Below are 21,517 nucleotides of genomic sequence, written 5' to 3' on the forward strand. Positions count from 1 at the left end.
TTTCAGGACGGCGATGATCTGGTGCTCAGTGAATCGGATCTTACGCATAGCGATCTCCTCAGGGGACATAATCAGTATGTCGGAAGATCTCTAAAAGTGAATGGGCCGTTTTGGTGGGATACTTACAGGTCAGTTTCTCTATTCATTCTGGAGTCCTGTCTGTTCTGATTTTGGGTGAGTATTTCGAGGGGTATTATTTCGGTCGTTGCGCTGCTGGTTGGGTGGGGTGGGACTTTAAGTGATACAGAAGAACTATATGCCGTGGTCTAAATCGAGCCGTTGCAACTCGTCGAACGTATAGATGCGGAAGACATTCCGGTGGCGGGTTTCCAGCGGGATGTGCTGGTGGTTAACGATGACGTGCCTGATGCTGTCAAATAGCCGTTCAAGACCGCGCTTTTTCTGCGGGTCCGGCACGATATAAAAAACGTAAATCCAGTCTTTACGGGTTCGGGCAAGCAAATGGCTGGCGATGATCGACTGATAACGGGCTTTGGTTTTCAGACGACGCTCGGTCTCAATGGCGATCACGGTGCCGCCGGGCAGAGTGACCAAGCCGTCAGGCCGGTGACTGACCTGATAGCGGCTGAGGAAGGTTGTGCGATCGCCGTTTATCCACCCGGATACGCCTTTTTGCTCAAGGATGATACGGGCGGTCTGATTATCAAGGTGATGCTCCAGCGTCCAGCCGGTGATTTTTGACGGCTCAAAGCGCGCCGGGAAAAGCGCATCGTCTGGGGTTAACACTACGGCCAGTCCGTTACTGGTTATGCCCCACAATGAAATTTTCATGGTGCGCGATACCAGGACGTGCTTTTGTATTAAGCCCATGTCCTCGACTTTTGAAAGCAGGGAATACATCGATTTATGATCCCTGAAGCCGAACAGCAGCATCAGTGTTTTAAAATCACTGTACGTTTCTTCCTTCAGAAAATTCAGCAGTCGTTGTATTTTTTCGCGATGTCGCGCCTGGCGTTCGCTGTATGCGGTGATGAGCATCATTCCCCCTTTAGAAATCCAGCAATGACGGGTTTTCCTCTTTATCGGCATTCGGTATTGTCGTGTCTTTTTCGCCCGAATCATTAAAAAAAAGATCGGGCCGCGTTGTGGTGATATCCGGCGTTGATGACGGTCCGGGGGATGTTTCCTCCTCGCTAAAATCCAATGCGATGTTTATCGTTGCGGCGGTGGCGGCAATCGCGGGCGACACGGCACAGATCTCCAGTTCGCGTTTTTTCACCCTGATGGGCGAGATCAGAGAAGCAGAGGGGAGTGTTTTTGTCGTAAAAATGAAGCTGACAAAATCGGGGAGGTTCAGGATCATATTGCTGTCGGTAAAGAAACGCTCGGCCTGCCTGATGGTGCGTTCACTGTCGATGGTCTCTGTCAGCACGGCGTCGGTTTTCGCTTTGCGGACCTCATCATCCACTAATATAGTACCGGACATTCTAGCCACCCATTCAGCGGTGTCCGGATCCATGACACGATAAACCAGTTTGAATTTGGCGTTCTCAACGACAGCGCCGACAACGGCGTCACCTTTCAAATCTGCCGGGCAGTCTTTTAAATCGGCAATCGACTGATGGTCCATAATAATATGCACGCCTTTATCGCGTGCCGCGCCCAAACCTTCCAGCGCTGGCCGGGATAAATGGTATTTCAGTTCGGAAAGATAAATAGCAATGGGGCGGGGCACATTTTTCACTCGCTCGCGCCTTTCTGCCAGCTGGTACAGGCGAACCAGCAGCATGCGCTGCGCGGTAATGATTTTGCTGTTGCGCATTGAGCCAATCACATAGCAGCAACCGCCTTCCTTAAATATCGTATTAAGCGAAAATCCTGTCGGCGCATTAATGGCATTGAGCAAGGCCAGCTCTTCAATTTTCCCGAAAAAGGCTTTTATCTTATCTGCAATACCCTGAACATAGTCGCCGTAATACACATCCCGAATGGTTGCGGTGGTATTACGGGTGACGAACTGCGCGGCTATCCGGGCCGCTTTCCGGTCGTCAATGCGATAGAAGTCAGACTCTTGGCCTTTTTCCGCCAGGCTGAACCCGGCAACAAAAAGCTCTTCCAGTTCATCGGCGGTGATCTCTTCAATCAGGTTTAACTGGTATTGCGGTTTTCGCAGGTCAATTAAGGCGAAAGGTTTTCCTGCATCCTCGCAGGCTTTACGGTAAAGGTGGGGTGCCCATTCATCATCCTTGGGGTCCATCACAAATACGCCTTCACCAGCCAGAATGCTTTGATATAGTAATATGCCGGTGGCAACCCCTTTGCCGGCCCCGGTGGTGCCGATAATATCCGCGTGTTGTTTTTGCCAGTCTTTTAAGGGCAGGTACATCGGCTGAATATCGCGGTCCATGCCGATAAATAACCCTTTGTTCAGGTCGATATAATCCAGCGGGTCATAATGCAGTGTTTCCGGCAGCAGGGATTTCACCGTGCGGACATCGGTGCGTAATTCCCGTTCAAGCGTTGTTTTTCTGACGAGGCGTTTCTTTATTTTGTCTAATTCAGGGGTTAATACCCTGCGCAGCAGAATATGCAAAATAAAACCCGTTACGGTAAAGCCAATCAGCACCGGCCATGCCAGAACGGGAATACTGGCGACTACACGGCCTTTATAAAGCCACTGGAAAATCCATATAACAACCGGGGCCATCGTACCGGAAAGAAAACACAGCATTGAAAAAGCAATAATCAGCTTTTGCCACAACGGGGCTTTTTGCCGTTCATCGCTTTTCATCGACGCGAAAAACGGCATCGTCAGCCCCGATAACAGCGCCAGCATCAGCTGATGCTGTTGTATAAAAGCAATGAAGGTCAGCGCGTCATTCACTATCGGCGACAGTGAAACGGCCAGCTTATTCAAAATCACGATGCCTCCTTCGTCAGCGGTTCGCCCCATGACATCGCCCCATCAGTTCGCCCCGCGGTGTCGGGCGAAAAGGCGGGGCGAACGTCCGGGGTAAAGAAGGTAGCCGCTGTACGGCCATGTGCAGGAAAGCATGCTTCCCTGCACGACACGGCGTGCGCCAGTTCATGCGGGCTGGACGCCCTTATGATATGTCGCATGGGGGTAATGTCGCAGCTGGACGCCACGCCAAAACCCCCAACGTCAACGGCGGCACACCGTCGCCCGCTACGCGCGACCACCCCCTTTAAGACGGTCGCTTTCGCCTTTTTCTTCCCTTAGCTCGTTCCTCGCAGCGGGAATAAAAGGGAAGCTGACCTTTAAAGAGGGTGGTCGCGCCACGCTACCGGCTTTTGGCCGGAGACTTAGCCGCGACGGTGTGCGGGGCGATGCCCCCCAAATAAACCGCTGTCGTGGGCGACAGCTTTTCGCTCGCCGGGGCGGCGAAATTTATTCGGCTCCCCCCGGCCGGCAAAATCCGCGTGGGCGCGGCTGTTTGCCGATGAGACGCGGTGCCTGAACTATTTTCGCTCCTTAACCCGCGAAAATAATTCTGTCCGCTGCCTCATTTTTACGGCCCGCATTTCTTCACGCCTTAATTCGCGAAAAATGTGCTGGGCCGTAAAAATCTGAAAACCGCCAGGTCTTTAACCGGACTCGGCTGAAATATTTTGGCGCTATAGGAGACGTGCGAATAAAATTAAGGGAGGGGTTAATAGTGGCTCTCGCGGATTTCCCTGATGATGTTGGAATAACACTGACGACTTTCTTTAATGCTGGTTTCATCAAGCGTAAAGCCACGCCGGTTAGCTTCTTCTGTCAGCGTTACTCTGTCGGTGGCGTTCAGCGTTTGCAGCAACTGCAATAACCGGCATATAACTCGGTAGTGATAAATTTCATAATAAAGGCCGCATCCGCACATTGCCTCATTTTCAATGTGCTCAATAACACAGGCTGCGCTCATGGAATCCCCACGTTGACGTGTCCAGGGATGCTGAATAAAACCCGGTTTGGTCATAAACATAACCTCGGCTAATTAACCACGCATGCGGCCAAATTTACTGATTATCTGGCTGATAATTTTCGGGTCTGCCGAGTCACATTCAAGTAAAAATGATTTTCTGGCATCGGCAGTGTGGTCGGGCAGAAAACCGTGCCTGTTCTTTTTGACGATATTAAAGAATGTGCGTTCAGCAGAATGGCATTCATTTCCGCCGCCGTTACCGGTGGCTTTACCGTACATGCATAACACCACTTCACAGGCGTCAGCGGCCATGACGGAGGTTGAATATGACGCCATAATGCAGAGTAATAATGCGGAGGATATTGCTTTTTTCATTTCGGTCACCTTCATATTCAAACGAGTATTGCGTAATTCGATAAGTTATTTATTGAAGTTCTTTACTGAATACACCTCTCATGCCATTAAGATTAAGGGGTTTAAAATAAATATCACTCATGCGGCGTATGTCACCGTGAATATCAATGCTGACTATCACATCAATGCTCTTAAGCACCTTGCGTAACAGCACGTCGAAAGGCATGTTCCGGCAGTCGGGGTTTTCATAGCAGCGGTCAATTAACCCTTCAATACATTCTTCCGGGCTGCCCGCATGCAGGGAGGTTATCAATCCCTCATGCCCGGAACCGACGATTTTCAGTGCATCCCAGGCTTCTTGTCCGCGAATTTCAGCCAGTAATATCCGGTCAGGGTTCATACGATAATTGGCGCGTATCAGTCTGCCGGGCGTGACAATGGCATTATCCCCGGCATCAGCCGGATAAAAGAGATGGACATAGTTGGTGTGGCGATAGAAGCGGATTTCGGGATTATCCTCGATGGTGGTCAGCCTGAGGTTCCGGGGAATAGAGTGCAGCAGCGTTTTCATATAGGTGGTTTTACCGGAGCCGGTTTCACCGACGATAAAAATCGTCTTGCCGTATTCCACCGCTTTTTCCATAAAGCGGGGAATATCCTCACTCTGATAGTAGCGGGTCAATTCAACATCTTTGCCTTCCGTTCGCTCCTTACCGGTCACCCGGTTATAAAATCCCGCATCAATCCATGACTGATGTGTTTTCTGCCCAAATGCGGGCTTGCGCAGCGTAATAGACACGGTGTTACGCTCACAGGCCGGGGGAATAATGGCCTGAATGCGCTCGCCTGATTCAAGCGTGGCGGAAAGGATCGGCGAGGTGTCGTCGATATTATCGTCCTGCCACGACGCCAGCGCTCTGGCAAAGGCGTAACACTGGCGCAGCGTAATGGGGGCTTCATGTCTTCGCCATTTCCCCCGAATTTTGGTATGCAGTTCACCCGGCCGGTTAACGGCAATTTCCGTCAGGCCGTCCTGCGCAATAAAATCACCAAACAGCTGGTTTTTCATAAAATCCAGCGACAGGTTTTCAGCGTTCATACCACCTCTTTTTCAGTCGCAGCTGCCAGACGGATGAGAAATCAATATCGGTACCGGTCATGATGCCAATGACATCACCCTGATTCAGGTACAGGGTGGGCGGGATATTGATGCTGTTGTCCAGCGTCGTTTTCGCCATTTCCGCCGTGGCGGCGCGGGTGTTCTCGGTGTAGTCGGTATTGCGGTCTTTCCCCGGGGCAGCATCCGACGCCGCCGCAGCCACGTCCTGCACGGTACTGAGCATCAGGGCATTGCCGAAGCGCTCCCAGAAGTGATTGTCGATCCAGCCTGAGATCCCCGCCTCGCCGAGCGGGCCGCTGGCCTGCGTATTGCTGAGCGGGATTTGCAGGCTTCCGGGCTCAGGCGTACGCAGCTCCGTCCACAGCACAAACATCCGGCTGCGTCCGTGTTGCAGCGCCCCGGTGCGGTAGATGCCACGGGCGACCGTTCCCGCCGGGATCAGCGTCACATGGTTGCTGGCGCTGTAAACATCTTCACTGATCAGGCAGGAAATATGCCCCCCGACATCGGACACGAAGCGCCACATCATCGAACACGGGATATAACGGTCCACCGGGATATAGAGATCAGGATCGAGACCCAGCCGTCTGACGCCGGTGACACGGGCGACGCCCGGATTGTCGTTATTACCCGTTTCCGGCGAGGCAGTCTCCGGGCAGCGCAGGCGGCCATCTTTACCTCTGGTCAGTACTGACGTACAGGATGTGTACGTCGTGGATGATGACGGACTGTCGGACGTTTCTGCGTTGCTGCGCGTTTCACCCGGGGACGTGCGTACATTATCGCCCTGCATTGTTCGGGCGTTGTTCAGCCCGTCTGCCAACGCAACTGCCTTGTTCAGGGCGGGTGGTGCCGGTGGCTGCGTTGGTGCGGGAGTGACGGCCTGGCTGACAGGTGCTGTTCCGTCCTGTGTGTGCGGCCCGAACAAGCCAAACGGGTTACTGTCCATGCCCAGATTTTGACGCTCATGCAGAGTCTTCCCGGCGGAGGGCGGCAGCGCGGTGTCGGCTTCTTTCTCATTACGCCCTTTCAATGCACTGAAAATCCGATCGCCGCCGGATGCCAGGGCGATCACCAGAGTCAGACTCAGTACGGTGACGATCAGCGTGCGGCGGCCGGATGTCTTACGAAAACGGGTCACTTCCGGCTGGCCGGGCGGTGTTTTCTGCTCCGGCTCCTGATACGCCATTGCCGCACGCGCGCGTTCGCGGGCTTCCGCTTCCCGCTCTGCGGTGGTTTTTTCCGGTTCATCCGGGACAGGTTTATCGGTCATCTGGCCTCCAGCGTAACGGACGGTGAAACAGTGTCGCTGCGGGTTATTGGGATGCGCCCGAATCCGTCGTTTTCGATCCCCACCACCGAGGTGCCGTAACGCAGCACCAGTTGTGGTGATGCAGGCACCACCATCACGGTGTAATTACCCTGCTTAACCGTCCGGGGCGTGACTGCCTGCTCCCGTCCGTTAACCACCCGGAAAACGGAAGGCAGGGTTCTGATGGGGGAAAAACCGATATAAGCAAAACGACCATCATCCCAGGCAAAATCCGGTGCGATGGAGGCTGAACCGGCGGCGACCCGTTTGGTGTAGCGCCAGTTGCGTGGCGTGCTGGCCTGTCCGAATGCCGCTGCTATCTGCTGCTTCTCCTGTCTTTCACGCTGCTGCGTCTGACGTGCGGCGCTGGCGGCGGCGGATTGCTGGCGAGCCTCGGTCGGATAGTGGTAACGGATAACGAACGCCTGCGCGGGTGAATCGTGATCCAACACATTCAGCTCCAGACTGTAATCACGCTTTGAGGTCACCACGAAGAGGTTGGTCTTCCAGTCCTTCGCCGTGGGCAAAAATACCTGACTGACGTTGTTGCCGCTGGCGTCCGTCACCGGCTGGGTGATGGGGTTCGGGCTGACGCCGACCCGGTTATCACTTTTCGTGACCGTCCAGCCTTTTGGAAAACCCGCTTGCGCATCAATCACAGCTTCATCGTCGTCAAACAGCAGCGTGGTGACGTAGCCGGGGCGGGTGTTCACCACGGTGGCGTTCTGGCTGTTATACGATACGTTCTGCATCCGGCTGTCATAGCCGCTGCCGCGCGGGGTGGCGGCGCTCCATGTCGCGCATGACGCGAGTAAGCCTGTCAGGAGCAGGATGTTTTTCAGCATCATTCGCTCCTCAGTTCTTTATCGCGCTGGTAGCTGGTGACGATAAAGCCCAGCGGGTTCACTTCACGCTGACTGTCCGTCAGTTGCTGATGCGGGACATAACGATAAGTGAGGCGGATATTCCAGAAGTCCGTTTTCACTGAATTATCAGAAATACGACGAAGGGTGCGCTTAATACGCAGTGTTGCCAGGTTGTCCGGTCCGGTGGCAGGCGCATGCACATTAGAAATAATGTCGATATAGACGACATATTCGGTTTTATTAAAAATAACGTCCGGTGCCTGGTCGCCGTTAAACCCATCCAGATAATCCCGGTTCACGCTGTCGCTGTTAAATAACTGTACGTCGTTGTAATCACGCTGGAGGGAGAAATAATTATACCCTTCGCGGAGTCTGACATAGTGTGCCGCCAGTGAATGGGCCAGCGCTTTTTCAGACGCAATATCCCGCTCTTTAATACGGGTCATATACTCATAACGACCGGTCTGTTTATCCACCGACCACAATTCAATGTCAGTGGTTTTCAGCGGCAGCAGAATAATAATGGCCGTGATCGTCAGTGCAGCCAGAATCAGCCCGGCAGCGGCCACCCGCCAGGCAGTTTTGCGGGAACGCTCTTCCTTTTCCAGCAGGATGGATTCAAAAGAGCGCGAGACATTGATGATGCGCTGAATATCAGACATGGTGAGTAAGCTCCTGAATTATGGCGGGGGAATTAACCGGCTGGGGATCGCCGGACACCGGCGGGAGGTCGCCCTGATGCTGCGCGCAGCCCGTAAGCGCGCACAGCACCAGAAGCAAGATGCTGAATTTCATGGAAGCCTCTTATCGGATAAATGCAGGAAGGCCTCACCGCTGGTAGAGGCCACGGCGTGACGGAGAAAAGAAATTAGCGGTCGGGAGGATTAACGATGACGCTGCTGATTCTGGCGTTTCATGCTTTCAATGGCGGTGGCACGTTTCTGCCAGGCGCTCACGGTTTTGCCCGCCCCTGCGGCAATGAACCTGCCGGTTGTCGCGGCTGCGGCCATGCCACCTTTGGCGGTCAGTCGGCCCCCGGTCTTTATGCCGGGTTTGGCGACGTCGGCAGATTTGCTCGCCAGCCCGCTCAGTCCGCTCATAGCTGCACCCTGTAACACGGCCTGCACGGCGGCACCGCTCAGCGAAGTGGCTATTTTCGCTGAAAAATACACCACGACGCCTGCGGCAATCCCGGCCAGCAAACATTGCGCCGCCAGGGTCACCATATTGCTTTCTGCAGACGTTGCTGTGGCGGCATCCAGTATTTTATTCAGGTAGTTGATGGCGATCCGGACAGACAGGGCAGAGAACATGATCGTTAAGATTGCGGTAAATAGTGTTTTCAGCCAGTTATCAAACATGGGTTTAAGAAAACCGTACAGCAGGCAGAAAATAAAGAGTGGGGCGGTGGTGGTCATTAACAGAATGGTGATTTCGGCGAGCAGGTTGACAAAGGTTGCAGCCAGTAACAGAACGATTGCACCGCCCCAGACCAGCACCTCGGCAAAGCCGCCATTCATTTTAACGTAGGTAGAAGTGTCCAAATTGAACAGCGTTTGCCCCAGCGCTTGTGCCTTTTCCCACACCGTGTCGAGCAGCGCCCAGACATTATCATCGCCACTGATGCCGTCCTTAAGCCCTTCAATGGCCGCAATGATGGCATCCAGCCAGCCATCGCGGTTTAAAACAAAGGTGGTGATCAGCAACATGCGGCCCACATCCCAGACAACATCTTCAACAGGTGTCTGGAGTTTGCCGCCAAGGGTCTGATACCCGCGATACGTAATAAATAGGGTAAAGGAACTGACGATAATCACACTGATTAGGGTGCCGTACGTAGAAGACTGACCTTCTAACAAGGCATTGAGTCCATCCATGATGTTTTTGTCCATACCAACAAAAATACCACCGGACATGGTGCCTCTCATTAGTCAGGAACAGACAGGGGATAAAAACAGGGAAGGACCCCTGTTTTTGTTGGTGGGGATCTTACTGAGTGACGGATTTTCTTTTTTGGGCTTCCTGCTGAAACAGTGTCTCGAATTTTTCCCTGATGCCGGGTTTGCCTGTCTGGGCAAACATGAGTGCTGCCCGGTGCGCAAACTCGCAGTTGCCGCTTGCCTCACCATCCATGAGGCATTGCGTATAGACTGTATAGGTTTCATCGGGATGTTCTTTATACCAGGCTTCTGATTTCGTCTCTTTACAACCGGATAAGACGAGAATGCCTGACATGATGCATAAGGTTAATACGGGTTTTAACATGTTAACCTCCCTATAGAGAGTTCAGATCGGCAACGGGCGCAGTTAATTGCTGTTGCTCAAAGGCTTTCTGTTTTTGCTGTTCCAGCAGCGTTGTTCGCTGTTCAGCCTGTTTGACTGACATTTCCCACTGGCTGGTCAGCGCATTTAATTGTACGCTTTTGGCCGCGATGGCGTTAGCCAGGTCCTGCGACTCTTTCGAATCCTGCGCATTAGCAATACGGTCTGATAAATCTGATATATCGCCGAGCGTGCCCGTGATCTTGTTTTCAACCTCGGACGTATTTTCTATCGCTACGGCCTGATTCAGGATCATCTGTTTGCAGCTGTCCAGATAGCGTTGTGAAGCGCTGGACGGGTTACAGGTATCGAACGTTTTATATTTGTTATACAAGCTATTAAGTTCAGACGAATATGACCCGCTTTGGTTGCTCAGCAGGTCATCCAGTGAAATACCGTGCTGACGAAGATTATCAATATCGGTTTTCAGACTTTTGGCCTCGCGGAGAAATGCCTGAACGTCACGCACGCCCGTTGCCGTGGCTAATTGCTGCTTGTAGGCATCAAGTTCACTTCTATAGTGGGTAACGGTTTCCTGCCACTGCTGGAGTTTCTGGATCCACTGATTCATGGATTCGGTATTCTGTACGGCGTCGAATACCGGTATTCCGGCGCTCATCGCCTGGGTGGACATCAACAGCGAGAATGCCAGTATGAGTTTTCTGAACCGCATTTTCATTACCTCCGTCATGAATATTACAGGGCTTGTTCAAGGAAGGAGGCTTTCCAGTCATCAGGCGGCATTCCCTCCTGATACAGGGTGTCGAACAGTCTCAGGTTGTCTTCGCTCCCGCTCAGCATTTTGGTGAGTTCCCCGAGGCCCGATAAATCCATTTTCGCCATCGCCACAAAAGGCCGGGTTTCACCTGTGCGTAACGGCGTTTTCAGGACCACCATAGAGCGCTCACCCGGATCGAGGTTTCTGACGATGTCGTACACGCTTTCCGGCACTTTCATCTTTTCCACGTAATCACCCCGGCTGGCCTTCGGGTTGGCGAGAAAAATCTGCGTGCTGCACTGCTCGATAATCGCCGGGGCAATCGGGTGCTTGACGATTTCGTCAGGCGACTGCGTGGCGGGGACGAAGATGCCGTTCAGTTTGCGGATCACTTTCAGCATATTGAGCGAGAAGCGGGAGAATTCGACATCGGCCAGCCATTTCCAGAACTCGTCCATGAACATCACCAGCCGGCGACCGTCCAGCAGGCTGGTGACGCGGTAAAGCAGATAAAACGTGATGGGGCCGCGAATGTTGTCATCATCGAGAAATTCCGTACCGTCGATACCAAAATTTTCGACGTCGCTGATATTGAAGGTGTCCTCCTCATTGTCGAATACCCAGCCGAACTCGCCGCCCTGCGCCCACTGTTTAAGGCGAATACGTAGCCCGTTGATGCGGGCGTCGGGGGTTGGCGGCTCCGGCAGGACTTCCAGCAGCCGGGTGATACCGAACTTGCGGTATTCCGGCGGGTAGTCGAGCATAATGGTATCTACGGCGGCACTGATCCGCTCCTCATCGCGCGGATCGAGCGGCTTGCCGTTGCGGCCGCACAGCATGCGCACCAGTCGTTTGATAAAGCTGATATTCCGCCGGGTCGGCGCAAGCTTAAACGGGTTAAACCCGGTGGGCGTGCCGGTACGGATACGGAAGTAGCGTCCGCCCATCTGGCGTATCGCCATCTCCGCCGCCCGGTCCTTGTCGAAATACACGGTGGTTAGCTGCTTACGGGGGGCTGATTCAGAGAACGTCGCCGGATTGCGGTACTTCTGCATTAGTTGCTGCATCATGGTCATCAGCATCGTTTTCCCTGAGCCGGTTTTACCGATAATCGCCGTATTACCCGGCGTTTTTTCGTTGAAGTCATCCCGCCCGCTCTGGCTGTCGTGCAGGTTCAGGTAATACCCGCCACCGCCAGGGGATTTGAGTATCGCGATGGCATCGCCCCAGGGATTGCCGTTTCGTTTATGAGGATGAAAATTGTGCAGGCTCGCCAGGTCGGCAAAGTTCTGGCTGCTGACGGCCACCAGACGGGGGCGCAACATATACACCCCCGGCAGTTGCGCCAGGTACGCGGCGGGCAGCGACAGCGTGGACAGCGTCGTCATGATGCCGAGGTCGGCGAAGGGCTGCGCCAGCGCGTTGGTGTCTTTGACCACCTGGTCGGCGCTGTCTGAAGATACCAGCAGGGAAAAGTGGTATTTTCCGCAGGAGACATGCCCGGACTGGAGCAGGTCACGCAACACAATCAGCTCTTCGCGCTGCGAAATGGCGTCGTCATCCGCCGAAGTCAGGCGCTTTTCCGCCAAACGAATATGCTTCTGCGCCTCATCGCGGGCCATGCAGGTGAAGGACTGCGTCAGCACATACTCGCTTTCGGCATACAGCAGCGCGTCCAGCAGGCCGGTCGCGGTTTCAGGCGAGTAATCTTTGATTTCCAGACTGCGGAAAAAACGGGAACTGCCGACGGTCTGGCACTCGGCGGTGTCGGTGGTAAAAAAGACATCCGGCGTGCTTAATGTTTCATAAAACGGCGCAGGCGTGACCGCCACCTTTTGCCACTTGCCGGTGAGCAGGCGGTGATAAAAGGACAGCTGGGCGGAATACACCCGCCCGTTGCCTTCATACATCCCCAGTGGCGTCGCCGTATAGCGGGACAGCGCCGAAGCCAGCGCATCCCGGTGTTCCAGCATTACTTTCAGGGCATCATCCAGCACCGCTTTGCGTTTACCTGACGGCTGCGCCTTCATGGCCTTTTTCTCCAGCGGAGAGAAGGGCGCATAGCAGACGGTGAAAAACAGCCGGTGCCGCCAGAACGGCTTTTCGTTGATCGGCTGGGAATACACCCGGGTCACTTCATCAGAAAAGGGAATACCTGAATTTGCATCAAAGGCATCGTGGTATTTTTCCCGGATACGGTGAAGATAGAAAGTAACCGGCAGGCCTTCATATGCACGAATCACGTTATTGAGATGCGTCGCCATTAACGTCAGGTGATGTTCGTCCTCGCATTCAAAAACGGTGCCCTCCAGCTCCCAACTGGCAACCAAATCACCCTGGCGGTTTCTTATTACCTGGGGATGGATATGGGAGGAGTAGGGAATATGCTTATCCAGCGTAACGCGCTCGTTTAACTTCATCTTTTCAATAAACTCCGAAACGTCGATGGCGTCATAGCGGTTTGCCAGCAGGGCATTGGCACCAAAATGTTTATTGGTGCCAAACCGGCCACGGGTTTTAAAGGCCAGCCAGAGCAGCCCGAAATAGTGAATATCGGTTCTGGCCTTTGCCTTCATCTCCAGCCAGGCGGGAATAACCAGTAATATCAGGTAATAGTTGACATAGACCGCCAGCAGGACGATGGCCCCGCTGACCATCACGAACGGCACGAGGGGAATACCGGCTATGGCGGCAGGTCGCGTCAGCGCTTTGTTCAGCGTAGCCATCGTTGCCTCCCTTATGACGCCCAGTAGGCACCGAAACCTGACGCACCGACGATAAGGATGGCGCCAATGATGACGTTGCGCATGTCATGGAGGCTCTTGCCGTCAAACAAGACTTTGTATCCCACCCACATGGTGGCCAGCGTGATGGTGACGGCGGCCAGTCCGAGCAGGCCGGTAGAGGTGTTGCTCAGCGTCTCATTGGCTTTATTAAACCCGCTGTCTGCTGCCAGCACCGGGGTTGTCATTAACAAGGAAGAGAGGACGGGCCAGTCATACTGTATTCGTTTCATCATTGTTCCTCCTGGGGGCCGGGGATGGGTAACGCGCCGCGTATCACGGCGTTGGGGTAGCGCAGGGATGTCAGAACTGGCGTGGCGTTATCGGTAACCTCGCCACGCATGACGGCGGCGGGGTAATGGATTTCCGGCAGGGCCTTTTCGGCTGGAGGTCGCTGCCGGTCTTGCCGCGTTGACGGTACGGCGTACCCGATGCGCTGGATGTAGCTGGTCTGGTTAAACGCAGATTCCGGCTGTTGGCCGGTCGTGAAATTTCCTGAGTAGTAGCAACTGAGCGCACGCTTGAGGGAACCGCCGCGGCGGTAGCAGTCGGTGAGGATGTGCTCAAAGACGGACAGGTTGGTACAGGGGGCAAGAAGGTCACGGGCGGTCAGGCCGTAATGACGGAAATTGGTGCTGGTGATTTGCATCAGCCCGACCGAATAGCGTCGGCCCTGAGCCTTCAGCCGTCCGGCGAGGCTGATGGCCTCATTCCTGCTGGCGGGAAAATGTGAAATCACGCCTTTGCCACCGGGCAGGATTTCAGCAATGGCATACGGATTCAAACCGGATTCGACCCGTGCCACATCAAGTGCCGTAGACGGGTGAACGCTGGCGGCGCACTGCATGGCCGCCGCCAGAAATACGGTTGGGGAAAGCATGGTGGCCTCGGAACGGTAAACCGGGCAACGCGTACCGCCATCAGACGGCGCAGGGCCGGGAAAAGGGATAAGGGCGGTTAAATGGCCTGAGTATCCTGTGTCGCCTCGCCGTCATCCCTGGGCTCAAGGAGCACCAGCTTTCCGGAAACGGCAATGCCGGGTGTCAGTACCACGTTCAGGCCGGGTTTACCGTGATGGGCAAAAGCCACGCCGACTTTCGTCCACCAGGTGTTTTTTTCACCCAATGGGTCGGGCTGACTTCCCTGGGTGACAAATACGTGATAAATGGGTTTTCGCATGTGGCCTCCTCTAATAAAAACAACGATGAGTTAAATAAATGTCACATCCCAATTCTGCATTCCGGTTTTAACGGGTCAGCGAGAACATTCAGCGGCACCCTGAATTGTGGTTTCGTGACAGCCCGAACCTTATTTTTAAAGAGCAATGCCTGATTCAGGCGAATTAACGTCAATACGGGTAACTATTATGTAATGACGCTTTCAGGATCAGATATCCGGTGCGGTATATAAACGATAAATTCAAAGTTAAAATGAGAGAGATAAATTAGCGGTGGAAGGGGATAAGCTTTGGGGTAAATAAAAGGAAGTGAAATATATAATAAAGACGACTGTGGATTTATAGTTAATGATAGAGACATGCAGGAGAAATATTCCTGCATGTCTCTGTGACCATTATTAACGTCTTCGGCGTTCAAGTTTTTCCTGACATTCCGTGCAGGTGGTTATGCCCGGAAGTGCCTGCCGTCGCTTTTCAGGAATGGGCTTTCCGCATATACGGCAATGGAATAATGATGGTGTAGACCCTGGCTTAAAACGACTCTGTTCAATCATCTCTTCCAGTCGTTGCTCATTAAATTCCTGATCGCGGTCGATCTCATCCGGCATGTGTGGCCCTCCGGTCTGACGCCTCCCGTTCGCAAAGTGCGATACGCTTCCAGACGATGGTCAGTGACAACCCTTCGACTTTCGGCAGCAGGGTTTGCGTTACCTGCATCATGGCGACCAGCGCATCGGTCGATTCCAGGTTGGCCACCCGGCATTGTTGCCATTGCAGCCAGATGGCTGCATCCGTATCTTCGTCCGGCTCTGGCGTCCGGCCATAAGGCACACGGACGCCCAGTAACCGGCGGCGAAGGCAAACTTCGTTGGAGGTGAGGCCAAAATACTTGTTGAGTAGCGCAATTGACCCACCCAGCCGGATTGCGTGGTTGATACGCTGTTGCTGCAGAACCTCTTCACGGGATTTAGCCAGAAGCAGGCGTAATGCGTCGTGATGAACCGTCACAGCCAAAAACTGCGCAGACTCCCGACTGATGATAAACAGTTCGTCAAGTGACAACTGGTTAAGGGCATTCATTTCGTCGAAAGTGAATCCTAGCGATTCACAGTAACGAATGTTGCCATCCTTCAATGCATGCAAGGCATCGGTTAAAACGGCGTAATTCAGTGACGGGATAATCATGGTGTTTTCTCCCTTCAGCCTATTGAGCGGCGAACTAATTTAATATTGATCCATTCGTCAATTTCCGATTCGAGCCAGGCGACACTGGCTGGGCCAATCTTGATTGAGCGAGGGAAGGTACCGTCTTTCATATACAGATAGATTTGAGAGCGCTTCAGGCCCGTTTTTTCTTCAACCTGTTTCAGGCGTAATAACTGATGAGATGTCACGGTATTCTCCTGTGGCAGATATAGCACTAGCCGGGAGAACACACGACAACACAAAGTCGTGGAGTGGATAAAGTTGATGAGCCCGTATTACGGAAAATACAATCCTTAATACGGGTTTTCATAGCGAAGGGCATCATCTTACTTTTGTGTTGGTAGGGAAGGGGGCGAGCCGCGCTCAAGCGCAGTTTTGAGCGTGTCGCCACTGAATCGATCGGTAATGCCTTCCTCTGATGCCCATTGTTCAAAAATGGACAATAGTTTATACGGTTGCATGATTAACGGACTGATAGTTTCATTATTTTTGCAGGCAAGCCAGAAGAGGCGTGATAGAGGGGTGGATATTCGAGTTGGAGACGGTTGAAGTATTTCTTTTTCGATCGGTTTGTTGATCAACTTATCAAGTTCACTTTTTCTGAGGACAAAGCAGGCATCACTCGGTAATTCATGCATAGGAAAATAATATTTATGCGAATCTTTCTTTGTGGCGTTTAGTATTATATCTTCGTAATCATCTGATGAAATATCTTTAGGTAGCCTTTTTACGTGTCGTTCGATTCTTTCATGCCATGTCATCTTTTCGAAAAGTTGAAACGTTTCCCCCAATAAACAAACAGTAATGCCATAATTATTCGACTTTGCTCCTGTTACAGGTGATGGTATCTTTAATGAATGTGCAAGTAAACGCTGTATAAGGACATATTCATAGCCGAGCAATGTTGTGTCAATGACTCTTTGTACAGGGTGGATATATCTTCCTTCAGTACTGAAAGTTAAATTGTTTTCGCTGACAAAGGAACTTTCGGCAAGCGTGAATGATTTCATCATTGACGAACTTTTTATTGGTCTTAGCTTTAATTTATGATTTTGTGATTTAATTTTCCTCAATATTACAGGGGATTGAAAATATATTGAAAACCGAATTTTCCCTTGCAGAGCAAATCGATAAAAATCACTTTTTCTTATTTTACACCCATTCAATCCACTGAGAAGTCTTACCGCCTCCCTGATAGTTATCCAGTCTGGAATTCCATCTCTAATGTTTAGGCAAGTTGGATTGTCTGACATAATACATCTCCTTTCACACAATGATATTGCTGATGAATTTCGCTGTGCTTTTGAAAGATGTTTAAAGTTCTGATTGATATGAAATAGATCAGAATGATATAGGCTGATTTTATAAAATAAAAAATAACCTGTGTTTGGTTGTGACATTTTTCAAAGAGGTAAAATAAAATGGCTCAGTGATTTGGTGTTCACTGAGCCATTTTAAATGCTATGTGTACTATCAGGAGTAATCTGAGGTGGTGCGTCTTTTATTAGAGTTTATTTGTAATAACATCCACAAAATACCAACGATTACTACTCCGCCTCCAACCCAAGTAGGGCTTGTAAGACCAGTAACATCCAGTGCTACACCCCCCAATAGCGACCCTAATGCAATTCCTCCGTTAAAACCGGCAATATTCAGTCCTGCTGCCACAGCTGGAGCTTCAGGTGCATGTATGTGAGATAGCCCTATCACTCTTGCTTGCATTGAGGGGACCGCTGCGTATGTCAATGCTCCAAGCAACCCAATAAACAGTGCCATTAACATTAAGGATGAGACAGAGAACCACATAGCAAAGAGGACGATCGCCAGACCAATAAGAATTGTCATCACGGCACGGTCTGCACCTTGCTTGTCAGTCAGGCGACCACCCCAGACATTCCCGATAGCGGCCATCACGCCGTAGACCAACATAAGCAAACTACTCGTACGCTCGTCTACATGCGTTACCTGAAGTAGAATCGGGGAAATATACGTATACAGGGCAAAAGATCCTGCATAGGCCAAAACTGTAATTCCTGCTCCCGCAAGCAGTAGTGGGTTGAACATGGCTTTTAAACCGTCCATGGCTTTTGCTTGCAAGGAGGGATCATTTTGATCCGTGGGCATCAGCATTGCCAATCCAATGAAACCGATCGCTCCACTTGCCGTTACTGCCATGAATATAGACTGCCAACTCAACAGACTACCGATGTAGGTACCAAGTGGTACGCCTAATGCCAACGCAATTGTAAGACCGCCAAAAACGACCGAAACAGCGGCGCCAGCACGATGTCGCCCAGCCAGTTGGGTTGCCACACTTGAAGCAACAGCAAGAAACACTCCGTGCCCTAAACCGGAAGCAAATCGTGCAATCAACATAGGCGTTAGGGACTCAGACGCACTGACGATACCATTGCCAACTGTAAACAGGCCCATAGCAACAAGTAATAATCTTTTACGAGGCCATCGTGTTGCCAACGCAGTTAATCCCGGAGCACCAATTACGGCACCGAGGGCGTAGGCTGTCACCGCTGTACCTATATGACTGACACTGACGTTTAGATCAGCTGATATCCTGGAAACTAAGCCGATCGTGACAAATTCAGTGAATCCCAAAGCAAAAGCGCAGAGTGCAAAGACATATATAACAAAAGGCATGCGTTCTTTCATAACTCAGGCTCTTCTATTTTCAATAGAAGCCAACAAAGGCAGCATTGCCTCAGCGACTCCTTTTGCGGAAGCGGGATTCTGTCCGGTCACTAATCTCTCGCTGACAATCACCTGTGGCTGAAAATTTGCGGCTGCAAGATGCTCAGCACCTCTTTGCTTCAGCGTGTCTTCAAGTAAGAATGGAACAATGTCGTACAACCCTACAGCACGTTCTTCATCGTTGGTAAAAGCTGACACCTTTTTGCCCGCAACCAGATATTCATTATCGGAAAGCCGAATATTCACCAATCCGGCGGGGCCATGACAAACCGCAGCGACAATGCCACCCTTTTCATAAATTCGTGATGAAACACCCGCCAACTCTATATTGTCAGGGAGATCCCACATCGTCGCATGCCCTCCTGCATAGAAGACGGCGTCATAGACGTCAGGATCAATCTGCGAGGGTTTTAATGTGGTTTTAGTTGCCTCGCGTAAGGAATCATTATTCCAAAAGGAGGCGTTAACCGGATCACTGAGGTCTAAACCGTCAACATGTGTCTTGCCCCCCTTGGGACTCACGAAATCAATTTCATATCCTTCTTTTGTGAGTACATCGTAGGGGTGAGACACCTCAGAAAGATAGAAACCACTGGGTGCGGCATCTTTACTCTCGGCTTGACCTTTACGGTCATGGCTGGTCAATACAAACAGGATACGTTTAGGCATTTTAACTTCCTCTATATGGGGGGACTTAAAGCAAAATTCTTCTGACTGCATGCGACATAACAGACTTGTCATATTGAGTCTTATTGTGGAACAATCTATTTATCCTTTAAATAGACCTAAACGGACAAACACTTACCCCAAAATGAACAAAATAAACTTGAGAAATGACGACCTTGAAGTGTTTTTACACGTCGTCGACAGAAACAATTTCTCTGCCGCAGCACGAGACCTACAGATACTCCCCAAGATGGTGAGCAAGCAGATAGCCAGGCTGGAAACTGCACTTGGCACTACCCTTTTTGAAAGAAACACCCGTAATCTACGTATTACAGACGAGGGCAGAGCTATAGCTGAGAAGGCTCGCGTAGCGTTGGCCGTTCTGGATGAGATGAAGGAACTTTCCCGAGGGGATAGTGAGGAGTTAAGCGGAAATATTCGTTTGACTGCGCCCGCACCGTTTGGCCGAAAATATGTTGCTCCTGCGATAGCTGCATTCTGCCAAGTACATCCGAGGGTGGGCTTTGATTTAAGGTTATCTGACCAAATCCAGGATCTTTACAGTGGTGATTTCGATCTGGCTATTCGTATGGGGGATCTGGCTGATTCTCGCCTTCTGGCCAGAAAAATAGCAAATAATAGACGTATTCTCATCGCATCGTCCGAATATCTGAAGAATCATCCACCCATTGAGCGACCAGAAGATCTTTTAAATCACAACTGCTTAGTATTCGCTTACCCGGGTTTTTTACACAATTCATGGACTTTACGTAAAGCCGGTCATGAAAGAAGCATCAGCGTTACTGGCAACCTTATCAGTGACAACGGAGATGTATTGCATGCCTGGAGTTTGGCGGGGCTTGGCATATCTCTTCGAGAAACTTGGGATATTCATGATGAATTGAGGGCTGGGAAATTTTGCCGAGTTCTGCCTGATTGGGAAGCAAACACATCTCAGATCAGTGTTGTCCGGGCGCGGCGAGAACCTATACCCCGTAGGCTAAGTGTATTTATCGATTTCATGACTGAAAAATGGAAACGGGCACCATGGGATGATGATTAATGTTCCGAAAGATAGTCCGAACCGGTCTAACAGAAGCTAACCGCTTCGCTGACCAACGGAATTTGTGATAACTCGATTTGAGTTGAGGTTGTCAACGTTAATAGATAAAAATACAATGATTGTTTAGCCAATTTAAAGGTTTAGCGACTATCAATCCCCAGAGTATATTATAGAGAATAACACGCCAATCCGAACCTTATGGCATGCGTGAAACCTTAATGCTAACCAGATATAATACACATAAAATATAATAATATCAATGTGTTATATTGCTGTATGCTATCCGTACCCTATAAGAACCTTTAATTGTTAAAATAAGTTAATATGTGTAGAAGTATTAACGAAACATGTTTATAACATAATACTGTGCAGGCTTTCGATTTTATGCCGTAATCGGAGAGCTTCAAGCTCTTAAGGGTGCGCAGTATGAGCTATCTGGTTCAGTTACGAAGTTTTGTTGAAGTATACAAAGCTGGTTCGATTTCAAAAGCGGCAATGCGGTTGGGCATAAGCCAGCCTGCAATGTCTGCCCACATTCATTCACTTGAGGCCTTTACCGGGTGTGTTCTCTTTACTCGTCGTTCACATGGTGTGGTGGCTACAGTGGATGGGGAGGAATTGGCGAGATTGGTGGCTTCAGATTTAGAAACGATTGAACTGAAGTTGTCGATGCTTAGATCACGTACAAGAAAGTCCTCGGGGACAGTATCTTTCATCGGGCCAGCAGAATTAATGTGGTCAAAATTACCGTACTTGGTGAAAATACTATTCAATGAAGGTATTAAATTTAAAGTTTTGACAGGAAATAGGAAGCGCATATACAGCTGTCTTCTGGACGGAAGTTGTCAATTAGGTTTCACGACTTCTATACCGGATAAACAAAAGTTTGGATATGCTGAAATTGGAATGGAAAAGTTAATAGTTGTGGTAGCGTCACTTATAGCAGATAACTTCAAAGAAAACGAGGACGTGATTGATACGCTGTCGAAGCTTCCTCTAATAGCTTACGATGAACAGTTACCCTTGATAAGGGAGGTTTTCCAGGATTCTTCGCGATTTTTTGCACTGCTTCGTCCGTCTATTACTGTACCGGATTTGCGGATTTTAGAAAGAATGATCCGAGAAAATATTGGTTGGACTGTGATGCCTGAGTATTTATGCGCCCAAAGCATAGCAGGAGGTCAGATCGTTGAAGTCAATGTCCATGAGAGACTCCCCGTAAATTCAATCTATTTGGTATGGATTGATAGCTCATTACGTAACCCACTCGTTTCAGGAATCAGAGACAGAATCCTCGAACTATCAAAAAATAGCGGATTTATGGTTTGAGATACATAAAA

Annotated in this window: 24 protein-coding genes; 3 read left to right on the top strand and 21 right to left on the bottom strand. The window is 50.8% G+C overall.

Features of this window, described 5'->3' with window-relative positions; translation table 11 throughout:
- Positions 1-252 precede the first annotated feature (252 nt).
- From mobC to ACOZIO_RS00040, 8 genes are all read right to left on the bottom strand, one after another.
- On the bottom strand, positions 253-999 hold the full coding sequence (mobC, locus tag ACOZIO_RS00005; protein ID WP_421594995.1) for a MobC family replication-relaxation protein: 747 nt from the start codon (positions 997-999) through the stop codon (positions 253-255).
- 10 nt (positions 1,000-1,009) lie between these two features.
- A complete protein-coding gene (locus ACOZIO_RS00010) occupies positions 1,010-2,884 on the bottom strand; it encodes a type IV secretory system conjugative DNA transfer family protein (protein ID WP_421594771.1) in 1,875 nt (624 codons plus the stop codon).
- Positions 2,885-3,632: 748 nt separating this feature from the next.
- Positions 3,633-3,938 carry a hypothetical protein gene (locus ACOZIO_RS00015; RefSeq protein WP_421594772.1) on the bottom strand — a complete coding sequence of 102 codons (306 nt, stop codon included), beginning with the start codon at positions 3,936-3,938 and terminating at the stop codon, positions 3,633-3,635.
- A gap of 18 nt (positions 3,939-3,956) precedes the next feature.
- A complete protein-coding gene (locus ACOZIO_RS00020) occupies positions 3,957-4,259 on the bottom strand; it encodes a TrbM/KikA/MpfK family conjugal transfer protein (protein WP_421594773.1) in 303 nt (100 codons plus the stop codon).
- A 49-nt stretch (positions 4,260-4,308) separates the two neighbouring features.
- Positions 4,309-5,337 (bottom strand): P-type DNA transfer ATPase VirB11, encoded by a 1,029-nt coding sequence (gene virB11 / locus ACOZIO_RS00025; protein WP_421594774.1) that lies wholly within the window; start codon positions 5,335-5,337, stop codon positions 4,309-4,311.
- A complete protein-coding gene (gene virB10, locus ACOZIO_RS00030; RefSeq protein WP_421594775.1) occupies positions 5,327-6,631 on the bottom strand; it encodes a VirB10/TraB/TrbI family type IV secretion system protein in 1,305 nt (434 codons plus the stop codon). The genes virB11 and virB10 overlap by 11 nt, the downstream gene beginning before the upstream one ends.
- The gene (virB9, locus tag ACOZIO_RS00035) at positions 6,628-7,515 is read right to left on the bottom strand and encodes a P-type conjugative transfer protein VirB9 (RefSeq protein ID WP_421594996.1); all 888 of its coding nucleotides are present in this window, start codon (positions 7,513-7,515) and stop codon (positions 6,628-6,630) included. Before virB9 ends, virB10 begins: the two co-directional genes overlap by 4 nt.
- Positions 7,515-8,198: a virB8 family protein gene (locus ACOZIO_RS00040; RefSeq protein WP_264097323.1), complete on the bottom strand. Its 684-nt coding sequence runs from the start codon at positions 8,196-8,198 to the stop codon at positions 7,515-7,517. The genes virB9 and ACOZIO_RS00040 overlap by 1 nt, the downstream gene beginning before the upstream one ends.
- On the opposite strand from ACOZIO_RS00040, the gene ACOZIO_RS00045 reads away from it, so the two are divergent.
- Entirely contained in the window at positions 8,197-8,391 is a 195-nt protein-coding gene (locus tag ACOZIO_RS00045; protein ID WP_421595005.1) for a hypothetical protein, read from the top strand. The two genes, ACOZIO_RS00040 and ACOZIO_RS00045, sit on opposite strands and share 2 nt — an antisense overlap.
- Before the next feature lie 29 nt (positions 8,392-8,420).
- Here the strand turns inward: ACOZIO_RS00045 and ACOZIO_RS00050 are convergent, their stop codons facing one another.
- The 13 genes from ACOZIO_RS00050 to ACOZIO_RS00110 all read right to left on the bottom strand — a co-directional run bounded on the left by ACOZIO_RS00050 (position 8,421) and on the right by ACOZIO_RS00110 (position 19,117).
- The gene (locus ACOZIO_RS00050; protein WP_421594776.1) at positions 8,421-9,452 is read right to left on the bottom strand and encodes a type IV secretion system protein; all 1,032 of its coding nucleotides are present in this window, start codon (positions 9,450-9,452) and stop codon (positions 8,421-8,423) included.
- A 73-nt stretch (positions 9,453-9,525) separates the two neighbouring features.
- Entirely contained in the window at positions 9,526-9,801 is a 276-nt protein-coding gene (locus ACOZIO_RS00055) for an EexN family lipoprotein (RefSeq protein ID WP_421594777.1), read from the bottom strand.
- Between the two features lie 10 nt (positions 9,802-9,811).
- The gene (locus ACOZIO_RS00060) at positions 9,812-10,531 is read right to left on the bottom strand and encodes a type IV secretion system protein (RefSeq protein ID WP_264097320.1); all 720 of its coding nucleotides are present in this window, start codon (positions 10,529-10,531) and stop codon (positions 9,812-9,814) included.
- A 23-nt stretch (positions 10,532-10,554) separates the two neighbouring features.
- Complete coding sequence (locus ACOZIO_RS00065; RefSeq protein WP_421594778.1) at positions 10,555-13,302, bottom strand: VirB3 family type IV secretion system protein; 2,748 nt, start codon at positions 13,300-13,302, stop codon at positions 10,555-10,557.
- 11 nt (positions 13,303-13,313) lie between these two features.
- Positions 13,314-13,595: a TrbC/VirB2 family protein gene (locus ACOZIO_RS00070; protein ID WP_395038432.1), complete on the bottom strand. Its 282-nt coding sequence runs from the start codon at positions 13,593-13,595 to the stop codon at positions 13,314-13,316.
- Complete coding sequence (locus tag ACOZIO_RS00075) at positions 13,592-14,239, bottom strand: lytic transglycosylase domain-containing protein (protein WP_421594779.1); 648 nt, start codon at positions 14,237-14,239, stop codon at positions 13,592-13,594. The genes ACOZIO_RS00070 and ACOZIO_RS00075 overlap by 4 nt, the downstream gene beginning before the upstream one ends.
- Before the next feature lie 77 nt (positions 14,240-14,316).
- Positions 14,317-14,538: a hypothetical protein gene (locus ACOZIO_RS00080; RefSeq protein ID WP_421594780.1), complete on the bottom strand. Its 222-nt coding sequence runs from the start codon at positions 14,536-14,538 to the stop codon at positions 14,317-14,319.
- Positions 14,539-14,934: 396 nt separating this feature from the next.
- On the bottom strand, positions 14,935-15,144 hold the full coding sequence (locus ACOZIO_RS00085; protein WP_224394182.1) for a TraR/DksA family transcriptional regulator: 210 nt from the start codon (positions 15,142-15,144) through the stop codon (positions 14,935-14,937).
- Positions 15,134-15,721 carry a DUF2857 domain-containing protein gene (locus ACOZIO_RS00090; protein WP_264097316.1) on the bottom strand — a complete coding sequence of 196 codons (588 nt, stop codon included), beginning with the start codon at positions 15,719-15,721 and terminating at the stop codon, positions 15,134-15,136. Before ACOZIO_RS00090 ends, ACOZIO_RS00085 begins: the two co-directional genes overlap by 11 nt.
- 14 nt (positions 15,722-15,735) lie before the next feature.
- Positions 15,736-15,930 (bottom strand): AlpA family transcriptional regulator, encoded by a 195-nt coding sequence (locus ACOZIO_RS00095; protein ID WP_009635172.1) that lies wholly within the window; start codon positions 15,928-15,930, stop codon positions 15,736-15,738.
- Positions 15,931-16,068: 138 nt separating this feature from the next.
- Positions 16,069-16,995: a hypothetical protein gene (locus tag ACOZIO_RS00100; protein ID WP_264097313.1), complete on the bottom strand. Its 927-nt coding sequence runs from the start codon at positions 16,993-16,995 to the stop codon at positions 16,069-16,071.
- Between the two features lie 220 nt (positions 16,996-17,215).
- Positions 17,216-18,409 (bottom strand): MFS transporter, encoded by a 1,194-nt coding sequence (locus ACOZIO_RS00105; protein ID WP_264097744.1) that lies wholly within the window; start codon positions 18,407-18,409, stop codon positions 17,216-17,218.
- A 3-nt stretch (positions 18,410-18,412) separates the two neighbouring features.
- Positions 18,413-19,117 carry a type 1 glutamine amidotransferase domain-containing protein gene (locus tag ACOZIO_RS00110; protein WP_264097743.1) on the bottom strand — a complete coding sequence of 235 codons (705 nt, stop codon included), beginning with the start codon at positions 19,115-19,117 and terminating at the stop codon, positions 18,413-18,415.
- 142 nt (positions 19,118-19,259) lie between these two features.
- Here ACOZIO_RS00110 and ACOZIO_RS00115 point away from each other — a divergent pair, with 142 nt between their 5' ends.
- Entirely contained in the window at positions 19,260-20,177 is a 918-nt protein-coding gene (locus ACOZIO_RS00115) for a LysR family transcriptional regulator (RefSeq protein WP_421594997.1), read from the top strand.
- Positions 20,178-20,603: 426 nt separating this feature from the next.
- Positions 20,604-21,506: a LysR family transcriptional regulator gene (locus tag ACOZIO_RS00120; protein ID WP_421594781.1), complete on the top strand. Its 903-nt coding sequence runs from the start codon at positions 20,604-20,606 to the stop codon at positions 21,504-21,506.
- Positions 21,507-21,517: the final 11 nt, after the last annotated feature.

The organism is Rahnella sp. PD4, assembly GCF_049199325.1.
In the GTDB taxonomy this organism is placed as follows: domain Bacteria; phylum Pseudomonadota; class Gammaproteobacteria; order Enterobacterales; family Enterobacteriaceae; genus Rahnella; species Rahnella perminowiae.